This window comes from Natrononativus amylolyticus (assembly GCF_024362525.1).
Taxonomy (GTDB): domain Archaea; phylum Halobacteriota; class Halobacteria; order Halobacteriales; family Natrialbaceae; genus Natrononativus; species Natrononativus amylolyticus.
In genome coordinates, this window is record NZ_CP101458.1 from 1517139 (window position 1) to 1534009 (window position 16871).

At 66.9% G+C, this 16871-nt stretch carries 15 protein-coding genes and 1 tRNA gene; 13 read left to right on the forward strand and 3 right to left on the reverse strand.

What is annotated here, in order from left to right; genetic code table 11:
* The first annotated feature begins 31 nt into the window (after nucleotides 1-31).
* From NMQ11_RS08005 to NMQ11_RS08015, 3 genes are all read left to right on the forward strand, one after another.
* Complete coding sequence (locus NMQ11_RS08005) at nucleotides 32-1141, forward strand: YihY/virulence factor BrkB family protein (RefSeq protein ID WP_255166977.1); 1110 nt, start codon at nucleotides 32-34, stop codon at nucleotides 1139-1141.
* Between the two features lie 63 nt (nucleotides 1142-1204).
* A complete protein-coding gene (locus tag NMQ11_RS08010; RefSeq protein ID WP_255166979.1) occupies nucleotides 1205-1615 on the forward strand; it encodes a DUF7988 family protein in 411 nt (136 codons plus the stop codon).
* A gap of 41 nt (nucleotides 1616-1656) precedes the next feature.
* On the forward strand, nucleotides 1657-2133 hold the full coding sequence (locus NMQ11_RS08015; RefSeq protein WP_255166981.1) for a YbaK/EbsC family protein: 477 nt from the start codon (nucleotides 1657-1659) through the stop codon (nucleotides 2131-2133).
* Between the two features lie 79 nt (nucleotides 2134-2212).
* Here the strand turns inward: NMQ11_RS08015 and NMQ11_RS08020 are convergent, their stop codons facing one another.
* Together NMQ11_RS08020 and NMQ11_RS08025 are read right to left on the reverse strand one after the other, a co-directional pair.
* The gene (locus NMQ11_RS08020; protein ID WP_255166983.1) at nucleotides 2213-4048 is read right to left on the reverse strand and encodes a S9 family peptidase; all 1836 of its coding nucleotides are present in this window, start codon (nucleotides 4046-4048) and stop codon (nucleotides 2213-2215) included.
* Nucleotides 4049-4099: 51 nt separating this feature from the next.
* Nucleotides 4100-5404, reverse strand: coding sequence for an ArgE/DapE family deacylase (locus NMQ11_RS08025; protein WP_255166985.1), 1305 nt, complete (start codon nucleotides 5402-5404; stop codon nucleotides 4100-4102).
* Between the two features lie 148 nt (nucleotides 5405-5552).
* Between NMQ11_RS08025 and NMQ11_RS08030 the strand changes: the two genes are divergently transcribed.
* The 6 genes from NMQ11_RS08030 (at nucleotide 5553) to NMQ11_RS08055 (ending at nucleotide 12281) form a co-directional block, all read left to right on the forward strand.
* Nucleotides 5553-6629, forward strand: a complete 1077-nt coding sequence (locus NMQ11_RS08030; protein ID WP_255166987.1) for a metal ABC transporter substrate-binding protein — start codon at nucleotides 5553-5555, stop codon at nucleotides 6627-6629.
* Nucleotides 6626-7366 carry a metal ABC transporter ATP-binding protein gene (locus tag NMQ11_RS08035; RefSeq protein ID WP_255166989.1) on the forward strand — a complete coding sequence of 247 codons (741 nt, stop codon included), beginning with the start codon at nucleotides 6626-6628 and terminating at the stop codon, nucleotides 7364-7366. Before NMQ11_RS08030 ends, NMQ11_RS08035 begins: the two co-directional genes overlap by 4 nt.
* A gap of 2 nt (nucleotides 7367-7368) precedes the next feature.
* Nucleotides 7369-8382: a metal ABC transporter permease gene (locus tag NMQ11_RS08040; RefSeq protein WP_255166991.1), complete on the forward strand. Its 1014-nt coding sequence runs from the start codon at nucleotides 7369-7371 to the stop codon at nucleotides 8380-8382.
* 42 nt (nucleotides 8383-8424) lie between these two features.
* A complete protein-coding gene (locus NMQ11_RS08045) occupies nucleotides 8425-10521 on the forward strand; it encodes an acetate--CoA ligase family protein (RefSeq protein WP_255166993.1) in 2097 nt (698 codons plus the stop codon).
* Complete coding sequence (locus NMQ11_RS08050; RefSeq protein WP_255166996.1) at nucleotides 10518-11591, forward strand: phosphotransacetylase family protein; 1074 nt, start codon at nucleotides 10518-10520, stop codon at nucleotides 11589-11591. The genes NMQ11_RS08045 and NMQ11_RS08050 overlap by 4 nt, the downstream gene beginning before the upstream one ends.
* 399 nt (nucleotides 11592-11990) lie before the next feature.
* Nucleotides 11991-12281 carry a PRC-barrel domain-containing protein gene (locus NMQ11_RS08055; RefSeq protein ID WP_255166997.1) on the forward strand — a complete coding sequence of 97 codons (291 nt, stop codon included), beginning with the start codon at nucleotides 11991-11993 and terminating at the stop codon, nucleotides 12279-12281.
* Between the two features lie 84 nt (nucleotides 12282-12365).
* Here NMQ11_RS08055 and NMQ11_RS08060 read toward each other — a convergent pair whose 3' ends face one another.
* Nucleotides 12366-13814, reverse strand: a complete 1449-nt coding sequence (locus NMQ11_RS08060; RefSeq protein ID WP_255166998.1) for a DHH family phosphoesterase — start codon at nucleotides 13812-13814, stop codon at nucleotides 12366-12368.
* A gap of 154 nt (nucleotides 13815-13968) precedes the next feature.
* Here NMQ11_RS08060 and NMQ11_RS08065 point away from each other — a divergent pair.
* From NMQ11_RS08065 to NMQ11_RS08080, 4 genes are all read left to right on the forward strand, one after another.
* Nucleotides 13969-14042 (forward strand) — tRNA-Lys (locus NMQ11_RS08065).
* A 652-nt stretch (nucleotides 14043-14694) separates the two neighbouring features.
* The gene (locus NMQ11_RS08070; RefSeq protein ID WP_255166999.1) at nucleotides 14695-15279 is read left to right on the forward strand and encodes a DUF7344 domain-containing protein; all 585 of its coding nucleotides are present in this window, start codon (nucleotides 14695-14697) and stop codon (nucleotides 15277-15279) included.
* A gap of 101 nt (nucleotides 15280-15380) precedes the next feature.
* Nucleotides 15381-16145 carry an enoyl-CoA hydratase/isomerase family protein gene (locus tag NMQ11_RS08075; protein ID WP_255167001.1) on the forward strand — a complete coding sequence of 255 codons (765 nt, stop codon included), beginning with the start codon at nucleotides 15381-15383 and terminating at the stop codon, nucleotides 16143-16145.
* Nucleotides 16146-16237: 92 nt separating this feature from the next.
* On the forward strand, nucleotides 16238-16807 hold the full coding sequence (locus tag NMQ11_RS08080) for a hypothetical protein (protein WP_255167003.1): 570 nt from the start codon (nucleotides 16238-16240) through the stop codon (nucleotides 16805-16807).
* The last annotated feature ends 64 nt before the right edge of the window (nucleotides 16808-16871 follow it).

The window sequence follows — 16871 nt, forward strand, 5'->3', positions numbered from 1 at the left end:
TCATTATCGGCCGCCTCCGCGTTCGTCCACTATGAGTTCCGAGGACCGGTCAGTGGTATCGACCGCCAAGCAGGTCGTCGCGGGGGTCCAGGAGAAGAACGTCCCGTTCATGGCGGCGAGCATCGCCTACCAGGCGTTCGTCTCGCTCATCCCGCTGCTCGTGCTCGTGTTCTTTCTCGTCACGATCGTCGGCGACGAGCAACTCGCAGCCCAGGTCGCCGACATCACCGAGGGCGTCCTCCCCGAGAGCGGCCAGCAACTACTCGAGGAGGCGATCACCGACTCGGCTGCGACGGCGGGAACGTCGATCATCGGGCTGGTGATACTGCTGTGGGGGTCGCTGAAGATCTTCCGAGGGATCGACACCGCGTTCTCGGAGATCTACGACTCGACGAGCGAGAGCTCCTTCCTGGGCGATCTCCGCGACGCGATCATCGTCTTCGGCGCGCTCGGCCTCGCCGTGCTCGCCGCGGGCGCCGCCACGCTCGCGTTCGCGTTCCTGCCGGACGTTCCGTTCCTGGGCCTGCTCAATCCGCTCTTGCTCGTCGTCGGGTTCACGATCGCGTTCTACCCGATGTACTACTTCTTCCCGAACGTCGACGTCTCCGCCCGCGAGATTCTGCCGGGCGTTCTCGTCGCCGCCGTGGGGTGGGCCGCGCTCCAGGCGCTGTTCCAGGTGTACGTCGCGATCGCCGCCGGCTCCGAGTCCGCCGACGCCATCGGCGCGATCCTGCTTCTCCTGACGTGGCTGTACTTCGGCGGCCTGCTGTTGCTCGCCGGCGCGGTCGTCAACGCCACCACCTCGGGTCACCTCGTCCTGGAGGACGACCTCGAGCGCGCTCCTCCACGGCAGGTCACCCGCGAGCGGGAACTCGCACAGATCGCCGACCAGCGGGACCGCCTCGCACGCGAGCGCGATCAGCTTCGGAACGACCTCGAGGCCCAGCGGTCGCGTCGAACCGACCTCGAGGCGCGCGTCGACCGGCTCGCGACGGACGTTCACCGGCTCGAGCGCGAGAACGAGGAGCTGCGCCGGGAACTCGAGTACCGGGAAGAGCCCCCCTGGCGTCAGGCGCTGGAGACGGTGCTGGAACGGGTCGACTCCGTGAACGTCGGCACGGTCAGGGAGTCCCGGGAGTAGTCGCGGCGCCAGCGGGCGGCTCGAGTCGGGACACCTTTGTGCGTTGCCGGCACACTCAGTACCGTGTCACACCCGGCTCGGGCGGCCCGTCGCCACATCCAGTCCGACCACGTGGCCGTCCTCGACGGCATCGATTACTGTGCGGACAGGGTCGCCGAACCGTGGACCGACGGGCGGGTGAGCGACCGCTCGCGGGTCGTCGACTCCCTCGAGTCCTGGCTCGAGTCGACCGGGCTGCTCGCGAAGCTTCCGCTCGTGCTCACCGACGCCGTCGAGGCGGCCGGGTACGAACTGGCGGCGCCGCCGGTTGCCGCCCCGCCGTACGTCGCGATCACGAGTCGCGGCCCGATCCTCCGGGCGACGATCGACCCCGGTCGGCTGGTGGTCCGGTTCGAGGCGTTCGACGTCGTCCGCGAACCCCGCGGCTACCGGCGACTCGACGGCGTTCGGCTGGCGGTTTGTCTCGAGTGCTAGGATCAGCAGGTTTACTCCGGCCGCCGCCGTGGCTCCGAGCGATGCATCCGCGCGCAGACGCGTTCAGGACGATGGCTCGAGAAACCTACGGCTTCGACCCCGACGTCGAGGAGTTTCCGGAAGGGACGAAGACGGCGGCCGACGCCGCCGACGCCGTCGGCTGCGACGTCGCCCAGATCGCGAGTTCGCTCGCGTTCGACGTTGACGGCGAGCTCGTGGTGTCGGTGACCAGCGGGGCGAACCGCGTCAGCGAGGCCGCCCTGGCCGCGTACTTCGAGACCGACGCCGAGGCCGTCTCGATGGCCGACGCCGACCGGATCAAGGAGGAACTCGGCTGGTCGATCGGCGGCGTCCCGCCGTTCTGTCACGACCGCGCGGTGCCGGTCGTGATGGACGAGACGTTACTCGAGTTCGACACCGTCTGGGCCGCCGCCGGCACGCCGAAGGCGGTGTTCCCGATCGACCCCGAAACGCTGCGGTCGTACGCCGACGCCGAACCCGCCCCCGTCACGGAGTGATAACGCGGCGAGCGTCGATCGCGCGTCTGATCGCACGCGGTGGGCCGGTCTGCAGTGGCTGGTTTCGATAACGGACGACTCACCCCCGCCGCGGCGCAGTCGGGAGGTGCTCGCCGAGGAACTCGTCGACGATCTCGAAGGTCCGGATCTTCTGTTCGATGTCCGAGGAGCCGTGACCCTCCGCGCCGAGTTCGTGGTAGGCGAACTCCTCACCCTCGGTCCAGCCCTTCGCTTCGAGGGCGTCCCGGAACAGCCGCGCCTGGGAGATCGGACACCGGGGATCGTTGACGCCGTGAACGATACAGATCGGTGCCTCGATGTTCTCGACGTGGGTGAGCGGGCTCCGCTCGCGGTAGAAGTCGGCGTTCTCCTCGGGGTCGCCGAGCTGTTGCTCGAGGATCGTCTTGAAGTGAGGCATCGACTCCTCGTAGAGGGCGAGCAGGTCCGTGATGCCGACGCGGGCGACGCCGGCCGACCAGACCTCCGGGTACGAGACGAGCTGCCAGAAGGCGCTGTAGCCGCCGTATGAACCTCCCATCACGGCCACGTCCTCGATCCCCTCCCGGTCTGCGAGCCAGCGGCCCGCGTTAGCGACGTCGGCCTGCTCGCCGCCGCCCCAGTCGCCCCGGACCCTGTTCTTGAACTCGCGGCCGCGGCCGACCGAGCCGCGGTAGTTCGGCTGGAGGACGGTGTACCCCCGCTGCACGAGAAACTGGACGTACGGGCTGAACCGCCGCCGGGACTGGCCGTGGGGTCCGCCGTGGACGTGAACGATCCCCGTCGGCGAGGGCTCGGCGGGTTCGTACAGCAGCGCGCCGATCTCCACCCCGTCCCGCGACTCGTAGGTGACGTACTCGCTGTCGACGAACGAGTCCGGAGCGAGCCCGCCGTACTCGGCGTCTACCAGCACCTCGCTCTCGTCGCTCGCGAGGTCGTAGGCGAGCAGCCGCTTTCGCTCGCTCGAGGTCTGCTGGGTGACGAGCACGGTCTCGTCCTCGAGAAACGGATTTCCGCCGCCCATCGATCCGGGATAGCTCGAGACGCCCTCGGGGAGGTCCAGTTCGATCGCCGAGTCGTCCTCGAGGTCGTACCGGATCGGGACGACCGCAGCGCGGCGCGTCCGGAGCGCGAGGAACCCGCTCCCGTCGGGCAGGAACTCGACCGGCGACTCCTCGGCGTCGCCGCCGTACCACGTCACCTCGTCGCTCGCGAGGTCGTAGACGCCACACCGAGTGAGGTCCTCGGTGTTGTCCGAGACGAGCAGGCGGTCGCCGTCGGGGTGCCAGGCCGCGGGACTGGCCTCGGCGCCGTGGTCGCCGACCTCGAGGTTGCGGGCGTTCGAGCCGTCGGCGTCGGCGACGTAGACGTCCTGGTTGTCGAGGTCGTCGGACTCGTTGGTCGCGTAGGCGATTCGATCACCGACGGGTCCGACGGTCACCCCGCGGACGGGCTGGTCGTAGGCGGTGAGCTGTTCGAACTCGCCGCTCTCGAGGTCGTGGCGGTAGAGATTGAGCTGATCGCGGGCATCGCTCGCGTAGTAGAGATACCGGCCGTCGGGGCCGACGTCGGCGAGCACGCACTGGCCGTCCCGGCCGACGACCCGGTCGACGGCCCCCTCGAGGTCGATCGAGAAGACGTCGTTCTGTTCGTCGCCGCCCTCGTCGCGGTGGAAGAAGAGCCGGTCGCCGTCGGGGTGCCACCGGATCGGGTACCGGACCGCCCGCGGTACCTCGCCGTCGCTGAGTCGTGCTCGCGCTCCCGTCTCGAGGTCGAGCACGTACAGCTCGTTTCGCCCCGTCTCGTCGTAGTAGAAGGCGACCCGGCCGCCATCGGGGGAGGCGACCGGCGCGCGAACCTCCGGGAGACTCGCCAGCGTCTCGAGCACGTCGTCGGTTTCGACCGTCGCGTCAGTCATGTCAGCACGTGTGTATCGGCTCGAAATAAGTGTGCTGGCACGACGGGACCGTCACTCGGCCACGCCGCAGTAGCCGATGGCCGAGCAGGCGAGGGTCTGGGCGGTCTCGAGCAGCGAGGTGACGGTGGTGTACTCGTCGACCCCGTGGAGGTTCGGCCCGTAGGGGCCGGCGGTGACGACGGGAACGTCGTAGTAGCGCTGGAAGAACCGCTCGTCGAGAGCGGCGTTGCCGCCGACGTACGTGCCGGCGTCCCCGCAGATCCTCTCGGCGTTTCGCTCGACGGTCGCGACGATGTCGGCGTCCCGCGGGACCTCGTGCGGCGCGGCGTTCCAGCCGACCCACTCCACCGTCGGCGGGTTCTCGGCGAGCCACTCGTCGTCCGCGGCCGCCGCCGCGATCGTCCCCTCGATCTCCTCGCGCACGTCCGCTCGGCTCTCACCGGGCGGCCAGCCGACCCGTCCCTTCAGCGTCACCTCGGCGGGAACCGACGCCGGCCAGTCGCCCCCTTCGACGACGCCGACGTTGATGTTCGTCACGTGGCCCTCGAGGTCCGGATCGGCGCCGTAGGCGGGCGGGAAGTCGATCCGCGCCTGGCGGTCGTCGTTCAGGTCGCCGAGCGCGCGGTTTACGAGACACGCCTTGTCGAAGGCGCTCACGCCCTGGTGGCCCCAGGCGGCGTGGGCCTTCTTCCCGGGAACCGCGACGTCGAAGAACATCACGCCCGCGCTCGCGATGCCGACGTTCGGGAGGCCGAACGGCTCCGGGACGATCGCCGCATCGGGGACGTAGCCCCGCTCGAGCGCCGAGAGCACGCCGCCGACGCCGCCGGCTTCCTCCTCGATCGTGCTCTGGACGTAGAGGTCCCCGGCGAGTTCGATTCCCTCCGCCTGCAGGGTCTCGACCACGAGCAACATCGCGGCGAGCCCACCCTTCATATCGGAGACGCCCCGCCCGTAAACGCGGTCGCCGTCCCGGCGAAGCGTCCACGGATCACCCTCCCAGGCCGACTCCGGATCGGCGGGCACGACGTCGATGTGTCCCGAGAGCGCGAGCGTCGGACCGTCGCCGGCGCCGGGAACCGTCGCGACGGCGTTCTCGCGTCCCTCGTAGCCGTGCTCGTCGTACGAGGAGGTCCGAAAGTAGCCGGGATGGTCCGCGAGCGCCTCCGGATCGGGCTCCCAGGTGTCGACCGCGAGCCCGAGGCGGTCGAACTCCGCGAGCATCACTCGCTGGCCGACCGGTTCGTTTCCTGTCACCGACTTCGCGGCGACGAGTCGCTCGAGGGTCTCGAGCAGACGCTCTTCGCGGTCGGCAATCGACTGACACACCCGCTCTCGCGTGGACGAGGCGTTCATACGGGCGTATCGTCCGTGTGGGGTGTTAGCTGTTTCAGTCGCGGTATTCGGCCGGTATTAACAACACACGGGAGATATTGACGGCGGAATTAATAACTCGAGTGGGTAGGATAATAACACTTTTACCCGCCGGTTCGAATGCACCGGTATGAACCTCACACGCCGATCGGTCCTCGCGGGAACTGCAGGTGCGATCACAACCGGGGCTCTCGCGGGCTGTCTGGACGACGTTGCGTCGGACGCGGAGGGAAGCGCAGGTTCGGGATATGCGGCGTTTTTCACCCTCTGGGACTGGTCCGAACAGGTCGCCGGCGACGAACTCTCGTTCGAGAACCCCGTCCCGGCCGGGACGATGGGCCACGGGTTCGAGCCCAGTAGCGAGGTCCTCACGGAGATCGCCGACTCGGACGTGTTCGTCTACCTCGACACGTCGGAGTTTAGCTGGGCTCAGGAGGCCGCAGACCGCCTCGAGGCCGACTACCCCGACGTCGTCGTCGTCGACGGACTCGACGGGATCGACCTGCTCGAGTGGGACCACGATCACGACGACGACCACGGTGACGATCATCACGACGACGACCACGGTGACGATCATCACGACGACGACCACGGTGACGATCATCACGACGACGACCACGGTGACGATCATCACGACGACGACCACGACGACCACGACCACGATCACGGTGAGTACGATCCACACGTGTGGGTGGACCCGGTTCGGGCCCAGCGAATCGTCGACAACATCGCCGACGGACTCGCGGACGCAGACCCGGACAACGAGGAGACGTTCCGCGACAACGCCGAGGCGTACAACGACCGACTCGAGGACCTCCACGGCGAGTTCGAGGACCTCTTCGCGAACGCCGATCGCGACGTGATCGTCGTCGCCGGCCACGACTCCTACCAGTACCTCGAGGACCGCTACGGGTTCGAGGTACACACGCCAGTCGGCGTCTCCCCGCACGACGAGCCGAGCCAGGACGACATCGCGGAGACGATCGATCTCGTCGACGAGCACGGCATCGACACGATCCTGTACGACCACTTCGAGTCGCCGACGCTCGCGGAGACGATCGTCGAGAACAGCGACGCGACGGAGACGCTTGCGATCACCCCCGCGGAGGGAACCACCGACGAGTGGGCCGAGGAGGGGTGGGGGTACCTCGAGCAAATGGAAGAGATAAACCTCTCCGCGTTCGAACAGGCAGTAGGATCGCAGTGACCGCCGTCGCACACCTCGAAGACGTCTCGTTCGCCTACGGCGACCAGCCGGCGGTCTCGAACGTGTCGCTGACCGTCGAGGAGGGCGATTTCCTCGGGTTGATCGGCCCGAACGGCTCCGGAAAGACCACGCTGTTGCACATCATGCTCGGCCTGCTCGGCCCGGACAGCGGGACCGTCGAACTGTTCGGCGAACCGGTCGAGGCGTTCGACGACGGCGAGCGAATCGGCTACGTCTCCCAGCAGGCGACCAACAAGGGCACCACCATGCCCGTCACCGTCGAGGAGGCCGTCCGGATGGGGCGGTTCGCCCACGCCGGCCACTCTCGGCTGACCGACCGCGACCACGCAGCCGTCGAGGAGGCCCTCGAGACGGTAGATCTGGCGGGACTCGCGGACCGGCGCGTCGGCCAGCTCTCCGGCGGCCAACGCCAACGAGCGTACATCGCCCGCGCGCTCGCGAGCGAGGCCGACCTGCTCGCACTCGACGAGCCGACCGTCGGCGTCGACGCCGAGTCCCGCGACGCGTTCTACCGGCTGCTCGAGTCGTTGAACGATAACGGGATCACCATCATCCTGATCGAACACGACATCGGCGTCGTCACGGATCGGGCCGACCGCATCGCCTGTATCAACCGCGAACTGTTCCACCACGGCGACACCGAATCGTTCGTCGAGAGCGACGCGCTGACCGAAGCCTACGGCGCGACCGGCCGGGTCGTCGAACACCACCACTGACGATGAGCGAGCGACTCAGACACCGACTCGAGCTCGCCGGAATCGCCGTCGTCGCCGCGCTCGCAGCCCTGATGATGGCGTACCTGCTCGTCTACTGGCTTCGGGAGTACCCCGTCGCCGGGGCGGCGTTCGAGGGACTGCTGGCCGTCGGCCGAACCATGGACGCCGTCTTCGGCACGAACGTCTTCAGACACCCGTTCATGTGGGATTCGATCGCGACGGGCGTGTTCATCGGCATCGTCGGCCCCCTCATCGGAACCTTCCTCGTCCACCGCGAGATGGCGCTCATCGGCGAGACGCTGGCGCACACGGCGTTCGCCGGCGTCGCCGTCGGTCTCCTGCTCGGGACGTCGACCGACTGGAACGCCCCGCTGTTGCTCGCGGCGCTCGTCGTCGCCATCCTCGGCGCGTTCGCCGTCCAGTGGCTCGCAGAGCGCACCAGCACGTACGGCGACGTCCCCATCGCGATCATGCTCACCGGCAGTTTCGCCGTCGGGACGCTCATCATCAGCTACGGCCGCGGGCTCACCGGCGTCAACATCGACAGCTACCTGTTCGGCAACATCGCGTTCGTTCCGCTCGAGGGCGCGCGGATGATGGCCGTCCTGAGCGTGGTGGTCGTCGCGGTGATCGCGCTCACGTACAAACAGCACCTGTTCATCACGTTCGACGAGCAGGCGGCCCGCGTCGCCCGGCTCAACGTCACCTGGTACAACACCCTCCTGGTCGTGATGACGGCCATCGTCGTCGTCGGCTCGATGCAGGTCCTGGGGGTGATTCTCGTCGCCGGAATGCTCGTGATCCCGGTCGCAGCCGCCACCCAGATCGCCCACAGCTTCCGCGAGACGCTCTACCTCTCGATCCTGTTCGGCGAACTCTCGGTCGTCGGCGGCTTCCTGTTCTCCGTCAACCAGGGGCTCCCCGCCGGCGGCTCGATCATCGTGTTCGCGATCGCGATCTACCTCCTCGCGGTCGTCCTCTCGGGGCGATCGGTGACCGCGCTCTCGATGCACTGAGTACCTCGACCTTTAACACCCTCCTCGGTGAACCCGAAGCCGATGGGCAGGTTACAGGAGCTGTTCGCACCCGAGACCGTCGCCGTCGTCGGGGCGACCGACCGCGACGGTGCCGTCGGCCGTGCGATCCTCGAGAACCTCGCGGCGGACTTCGAGGGTGAGGTCGTCCCGGTCAACCCGAACCGCGACGCCGTTCTGGAACTCGAGTGTTATCCGGACGTCTCGAGCGCGCCGCCGGTCGATCTGTCGGTGATCGTCGTCCCGCCGTCGATCGTCCTCGAGGCGATCCGGGAGTCCGCCGAAGCGGGCGTCGAGAACGTCGTCGTCATCACGGCCGGCTTCTCAGAAACCGGCGGCGAGGGCGCGGCCCGCGAGCGCGAACTGCGCGAGATCGCCGCCGAGTACGACCTCAACCTCGTCGGCCCCAACAGCCTGGGCGTGATGAGCACCGGCGTCGGACTGAACGCCACGTTCGGTCCCGAGAACGCCCTCGAGGGCTCCGTCTCGTTCATGAGCCAGTCGGGCGCGTTCATCACCGCCGTCCTCGACTGGGCGAACGAGCAGGGGATCGGCTTTCGAGACGTCGTCTCGCTCGGCAACAAGGCCGTCCTCGACGAGGCGGACTTCATCCGCGAGTGGGGCGAGAGCCCCGACACCGACGTCGTCATCGGCTACCTCGAGGGGATCGACGGCGGCGCGGAGTTCGTCGAAACCACCCGGGAGGTCACCGCCGAGACGCCGGTGGTCCTCGTCAAGTCCGGCCGCACCGACGCGGGCGCCAAGGCGGCCTCCTCGCACACCGGCGCGATCGCCGGCACCGAGCGGGCCTACGAGGCGGGACTGGAGCAAGCCGGCGTGCTCCGGGCGCGGTCGGTCCAGGAGCTGTTCGACTACGCCCGCGCGCTCTCCGGGCTGCCGGCGCCCGACGCCGACGGCGTCGCCGTCGTCACGAACGCGGGCGGCCCCGGCGTGCTCACGACCGACGCCGTCGGCGACTCGTCGCTCGAGATGGCCTCGTTCACCGACGAGACGATCGACGCGCTCGCCGAGGCGATGCCCGAGGAGGCGAACGTCTACAACCCGATCGACGTCATCGGCGACGCCGACCTCGAGCGGTTCGACGAGGCCCTCGACATCGCGCTGGGCGATCCGAACGTCGGTGCGGCGGTCGTCGTCAGTGCGCCCACTGCAGTGCTCAGGTACGACGAGCTGGCGGAGGCGGTTATCAGCCGCCACACCGAACACGAGAAGCCGGTCGTCACCTGCCTGATGGGCGGCGACCGCGCGCGGGCCGCCGAGATCAGCCTGCGGGAGTTCGGCGTTCCGAACTACTTCGACCCCGCCCGGGCGGTGTCGGGGCTCGACGCACTCGCACGCTACCGGCGCATCCGCGAGCGGTCGGTCGACGCGCCGGCGACGTTCGACGTCGACCGCGAGCGCGCCCGCGAGGTGCTGGCTCGCGCCGAGAGCCGGACGGACAACCGCCTCGGCGTCGAGGCGATGGACCTCCTCGAGGCGTACGGGATCCCGACGCCGACCGGGGAGATCGTCGACGACCCCGACGAGGCCGTCTCGGTCGCCGAGTCGATCGAGGGGGAGGTCGTGTTGAAGATCGTCAGCCCCGACATCTCCCACAAGTCCGACATCGGCGGCGTCAAGGTCGGCGTGAGCGACGACGAGGTGTACGACGCCTACGAGGACGTCGTCGCTCGGGCGCGCAACTACCAGCCCGACGCGACGATCATCGGCGTGCAGGTCCAGGAGATGGTCGATCTCGAGGCGTCGACGGAGACGATCGTCGGGATGAACCGCGATCCGCAGTTCGGCCCGCTCTTGCTGTTCGGCCTCGGCGGTATCTTCGTCGAGATCCTCGAGGACACCTCGATCCGGGTGGCCCCGATCGGGGAGGGAGCGGCCCGGGAGATGGTCGACGAAATCCGGGCAGCGCCGCTGTTGCGCGGCGCCCGCGGCCGCGAACCGGCGGACGTCGAGGGCGTCGTCGAGACGATCCAGCGACTCTCACAGCTCGTCACCGACTTCCCGGCGATTCTCGAACTCGACGTGAACCCGCTGGTCGCGGGGCCGGACGGCGTACAGGCGATCGACCTCAGACTCACGGTTGACACGGAGGAGCTATGACCACCGACACCACCAGACCCATACTCGTTACCTCGTTACAGGAGAGCACCGGCAAGACGGCCGTCACCCTCGCCCTCGCGCGTATCGCGCGCGAGAACGGCGCGGACGTCGGCTACATGAAACCGAAGGGGACCCGCCTCCAGAGCAACGTCGGCAAGACCCTCGACGAGGACCCCCTTCTCGCGCGCGAACTGCTCGGACTCGAGGCGGAGATACACGACCTAGAACCCGTCGTCTACTCGCCGACGTTCATCGAGCAGGCGATCCGGGGGCGCGAGGACCCCGCGGAACTCCGCGAGCGCGTCGCCGAGGCGTTCGAGACGCTCGCGGCCGACGTCGATCGACTCTTTCTCGAGGGCGGGGGCCGCCTCGAACTCGGTGGCATCGTCGAACTCACCGACGCCGACGTCGCCGAACTGGTCGACGCCCGCGTCGTCCTGATCGCCCCCTACGAGTCGCCCGGCGACGTCGACGACGTGCTCGCCGCGACCCGGTCGCTCGGCGACCGGTTCGCCGGTCTCATCTTCAACAACGTCGCCGACGCCGCCTACGACCAGCTCGAAACCGACATCGTGCCGTTCCTCGAGGGGCGGGACATTCCCGTCTACGGCGTGCTTCCACGAGAGCGGACGCTGGCGGGCGTAACGGTCGAGGCCCTCGCCGACGAACTCGGCGCGACGCTCCTCGTCGAGGACGGGGCCGACGCGTACGTCGAGCGTTTCGCGGTCGGCGCGATGGGCGCCGACAGCGCGCTCCGTCACTTCCGCCGGACCAAAGACGCCGCGGTCATCACCGGCGGCGACCGGGCCGAGATTCACACGGCGGCGCTCGAGGCGCCCGGCGTTCGGTGTCTGATCCTCACCGGCGGCCACCGCCCCTCGGGGGCGGTCGTCGGCCAGGCAGCCGAGAAAGGGGTGCCGATTCTCGCGGTTCAGACGGATACGCTGACGACCGTCGAACGCGCCGAGGACGTCGTCCGCAGCGGCCGGACCCGCGACGAGCGAACCGTCGAACAGATGCAGTCGCTGCTCTCCGATCACGCGGACACCGACGCGATTTTCCGTCTCTAACTGCGGATGGACCGTCTCGCTATCGAAGGTGGGCGACGCTCGCCGATCGGCACTCGAGAGAAAACTGCCGAGGCGGGGTAGCCCGGGCGTACTGCCCCGCCCCGGCGCCGGTTGTTGTCAGAGGCACCCCGGCGCACTGATGATTATTCCCCAGTGGTATAGTATCACCTGTCGGGAAGCGCGTCACACAGTGGATTCAGGTATATAAATGCTCGGCTCATTGAAATAGGAATGTCGCTGCGCGCCGGTACTGATCGGGCGACGGTCCCGGATCGTCTCCGCAAAGTTTCGGTATCGTCGCCCGTCGCACGGTGATCGCCGGTGGCTGTTAGAGACGACGCGTGTCCGAGTCGCTCCGTCTGACCAAGAATTAAGAGTCCACCGCTCATGGACCCTGATATGGACGACACACCCCAGGAGATCACGTCCCTCGTCGGGCGCGAGGTGTACTCGAACAACGGGGTCTTCGTCGGCGACGTCGAAGACCTCCGGCTGAACGTCGACGGTGAAGCCGTGACCGGACTCGCGCTCGGAAATCTCAACACGGAACTGTTCGCCGAGGAGGCACGGAGCGCCCGCGGCGTGATCCTTCCGTACCGCTGGGTTCGCTCGGTCGGCGACGTTATCCTGGTCAACGACGTCGTCGAGCGGGTGCGCGAACCGGACGACGAGGAAGAAGTCGTCGCCTGAGACGGCCTGTAGCACCGATTTACCGGAATGACCGTGGCCGGCGCGGGCGCTCTGGAACCCCCTCTCCAGCAGTCAGTACGTGTTTTAGCTCCCGTTCGATCCCTCGGAGCCGTCGACGCCCATCGCGTCGAACAGCGTGCGTTTGACCGCCTCCTCGGTCAGTCCGAGCAGCGTTTCGCGCGTATCCTCCGAGATTTCGATGCCGGTGAAGATTCCGAGCGGAATCTCCGCGCTCGCCTGCGTCGAGTGACCCGCGGTCTCGCCGATCTCGCCGTAGGCGTCGTCGAGGACCTTCCCGATGTTCATCCGGATGTCCTTCGAGCGCGCCGCGAGAAAGATCGTCTCCTCGGCGATGCCGAAGACGGCCGTCGTCGTCACGCCCTCGAGGTTGAGCAGGTGACTCGCCGCCTGCGAGAGCGCCTCGCGGTCCCGGACGAAGCCGGCGTTCGAGACGAGGTGACTCCCCTGGACGTCGCGGTTGGCGATCGCCTCGGCGAGCACGTCGAGGGTCTCGGGGGACATCGAGGGCGACTCGACCTGTTCTAAGGTGTCGTGGTTCGCGAAGGGGTAGAGGTAGGCCGCGGCGGTCAGGTCCGCCGGCGTCGTATCGCGCTTGAAGTCGAGGGTCTCTGCGCGAATCCCGTAGAGCAGGGCGGTCGCGACGGCCTCGGAGACGCTCATGTCGAACTCCTGGGTGTACTTCGTCATGATCGTCGACGTCGAGGACATGTTCGGCCGGATGTCGACGAACGCGGGATCGTAGTCATCGTCCGGCTCGTGGTGATCGATGATGATGTCGATGTCGAGGCCGATCTCGCTCGCCGCGGCGTGGTCGACGTGAGCGACCGTGTCGTACACCGACCGGTCCTCGATGTCGTCCCACTGCAGGAGTTCGATGCCCAGCAGATTGACGAACGCGCGGTTCTCCTGGTGGCCGATATCGCCCAGGTAGACGATGTCGGACTCCACACCCAGGTGCGCTGCGATCGCCTGGAGGGCGGCCGCGCTCGCGATCGAATCGGGGTCCGGGCTGTTCTGGGTGACGATCGCCAATCGATCGCCGGTCTCCTCGAGAATAGCCGCGAGCTTCGCCGCGTTGTACTCGAGTTCGCCGGACTCGAGTGCCCGCAGTGCGGAGTCGGCGATCACCGTGGAGGGGTTGATGACGATGTCAGCGCCCAGTTCGGAGAGTTCGTCGCCGGAGACTGGATCGCTCGCGCGCGCGACGACGAACTGCTCGTTGCCGAGCGCTCGGATGTGTTCGACCGCCTGCTTGTTCGATTCGACGTCGGAGGCGAGAATGAGAACGACGCTCCGGTCCGCGACGATCTCGGCGGTCTCCGCCTCGCGGATATCCGCCGTTCGCGCGTCGAGGTCCTGGTCGCGAAGCGATTCGACGCGGCTCTCGTCGCGGTCGATTATCAGCACGTCCTTGCCCTGACCGACCAGTTCCTCGGCCACAGCGTAGCCGACGCTCCCGCAGCCGAGAATGGCGTAGTCGGACGTCGACGAGATAGTAACCCCCGTACTCATGTACACTCAGGTCGGACTCACCGTACTTAACGCTCCCGAAGACAGTGACGTTTTGGGACCAGAGCCCGGGATCGCGGTTCCCGAATGCACACCACTCTCACGCCGACTACCAAGCAAAACCTATTTCACTGCACACCCGAAACTCGAGGATACAGGGCCGGTAGCTCAGTTAGGCAGAGCGTCTGACTCTTAATCAGACGGTCGCGTGTTCAAATCGCGCCCGGCCCGTTCTGCACCGCGAACAAATCGTGAGCGGTGCATCACGGAACCGGCGGGATTTGAACTAGACTGAAGTTCTGCGCGAAGCGCAGGTTCTCAGGCGTAGTTCACAATCGCGCCCGGCCCCCTTTCTTCGACAACAAAGCGACCGCAGCACCCGACGTAAACCGCTCTGTGATCCGTCGACACTTCGCTCGAGCGGTTCCTCTCTACACTTCGGCTACCACCGCTCCCCCTCGCTCGACCCAATAGTACCAGTTACTGTAATATGGAAGGTGTATTCTAACCGCCGTTCTGGCGTGAGTTTCTCTCACACGTTCTCGACTACCGGACTGTTTCACCGGTCGTGAGGGTCTTGAACGTAACTCGGTGTCGACTCATTGTGTTCACATACTGTTTCACGCGACTGTTTCGCGCGGCCGAAATAGCCTCGAAAAAACGCAAGGCGTGATCGGTTTTGAAGGGTCGTAAACAGAATAAACAGTGACTAACAGGATGGGATCATAGATTATCTCATCCTAACTGCATCTTACTACCAGAATCGTGTACTCAGGGGCTGAATATCCGTATACCGGGCGAGAAACGGTCTGAAATAGGGTCACACCGGTCGGGAGGCGTTCAATGCTTTATTACCGACTCGCCACAAGGAGTAGTCGAGACAATGAGCACGACACAGACCACTTCCGACGGCGCGGTCGCGAACGACGTTGGGAACGATCATCGTGATGAGACGCAGCCGGCCGACCTCGAGAAGGACGACATCTTCCACATCCTGCAGACGCGGCGTCGCCGGGACGCGCTGCGGTACCTGCAGGGAACCGACGAGCCGGTACGCATGCGCGATCTCGCAGAGCAGGTAGCGGCCTGGGAGAACGAGACGACCGTCGAGCAGCTGAGTTCGGACGAGCGCCAGCGCGTGTACATCTCGCTGTACCAGTCGCACCTGCCGAAACTCGACGAGGAGGGGATCATCAACTACAACCAGAGTCGCGGGATCGTCGAGCGCACGCCCGCGGCCGACCAGTTCGATCCGTACCTCGAGCCGACCGACGAGGAGGCAGCCGACGCGGACGGCGAGGGCGTGGAGACGAACGTGAGCAGCTACTACTTCGGCGCCGCGTTCGTGAGCACGCTCCTGTTGCTCGCCTCCGCGACCGGCCTCTCCGCGCTCGCCGGCATCACGCTCGGCGCGGTTATTCTCGCGCTGTTCGTCAGCGTCACCGTGGCACAGCGCTATCTGAACTGACGCTTCTGGCGGGAGTCTCCTGAGCAGTTTTCCTCGAGTGAGAGAGCGATGGCGGGGCCGAGAGAGGGAACGTTAAGGGCCGTGAGAGTGACCGCTGAGCCATGCACGTCGACAGCGACGACGGAGTGGCGCGGATCACGTTCGACCGCCCGGGCGTGATGAACGCGTTCTCGACGGAGACCGCGGCACAGCTCGCGGACGAGATCGAGGCGGTTTCCCCGGACGACCACCACGCGGTCGTTCTCACCGGCGAGGGTGCCGCGTTCAGCGCCGGCGGCGACATCCAGGCGATGGCCGACCGAACCGAGGGTCCACAGGAGGCCTACGAGCGCGTCTGCGAGACGTTCGGGCGGGTCGTCGAATCGATGCTCGAGTGTCGGGTACCGATCGTCGCGAAGGTCAACGGCGACGCGGTGGGCGCCGGACTCGCGATCGCCGCCCTCTCGGACTTCGCGTACGCGACTGAGGAGGCGCGGTTCTCGTGTGCGTTCGTTCGCGTCGGGTTGATCCCCGACACCGGGGGGACGTTCCTGTTACCCAAACTGGTGGGGCTTCGCACCGCGAAACAGCTCGCGTTCACGGGTGAGTTCTTCTCGGCCGCCGAAGCAGCCGACTACGACCTGATCAACGAAGCCGTCCCCGACGAGGAACTCGACGAGCGCGTCGCCGAAACGGTCGACCGCCTCGGCCGCCGGCCGACCCGGACGATCGGGCTGATGAAACAGGCCATGCACGAGAACCTGGGTCGTCACTGGTCGGAGTCGCTCGACTACGAGAACCTGCTGCAGGTCCAGGCGTACACCTCCGACGCACACGAAGAGGGCGTCCAGGCGTTTCTCGAGGGGCGACCCCCCGAGTTCGACTGAGTCGGCGTCCGTCGGGTGTTCTCCCCCGTTTCGAGGCCGTGCATCTGCAAGCACCATTGGCTTACTCGGGTTCGTGGTGGGTTTCGGTTGCAATGTCTGCACAATTCAGCGACGACGACATCGGGAAGACAGTCGTCAACGCGAACGGTGACGAGGTCGGGATCGTCTCGGCGGTCGAACACGGAACCGCCCACGTCGAACCCGACCCTGGTATCACGGATACGATCAAAGCGAAACTCGGCTGGGAGGGTACGGGCGAGGAGGCCTACCCGCTCCAGGAACAGGCCGTCGCCAGCGTCACGGACGACGAGATCCGGCTCGAGGGCGACCTCTCGGGCGCCGGTTCGACGCACACGGGTCAGTCGACCGGCGCTGCCGCCGGCGGAACGACGGGAACCCGCGACACCGACGTCCGGGATGACGACGACGACCTGATCGGTGACGACGATGACGACGGGCTCATCGGCGACGACGACGATCGCCGAGGCCGGGACCGTCGTACCGACGACGACGACCTGATCGGTGACGACGACGACAGTCTCATCGGTGACGACGATGACGACGAGCTCATCGGCGATGACGACGACGACCTGATCGGCGACGACGACGACGAACACCGAAGCCGCCGTGACCGAGACACCGACGACGACGACATCATCTAAGTTCACCGTAGCGTCTTGCCGTGTCGTAGCGCTGCCCTCCTCCCCGTTCGACGTACTCAAGAGC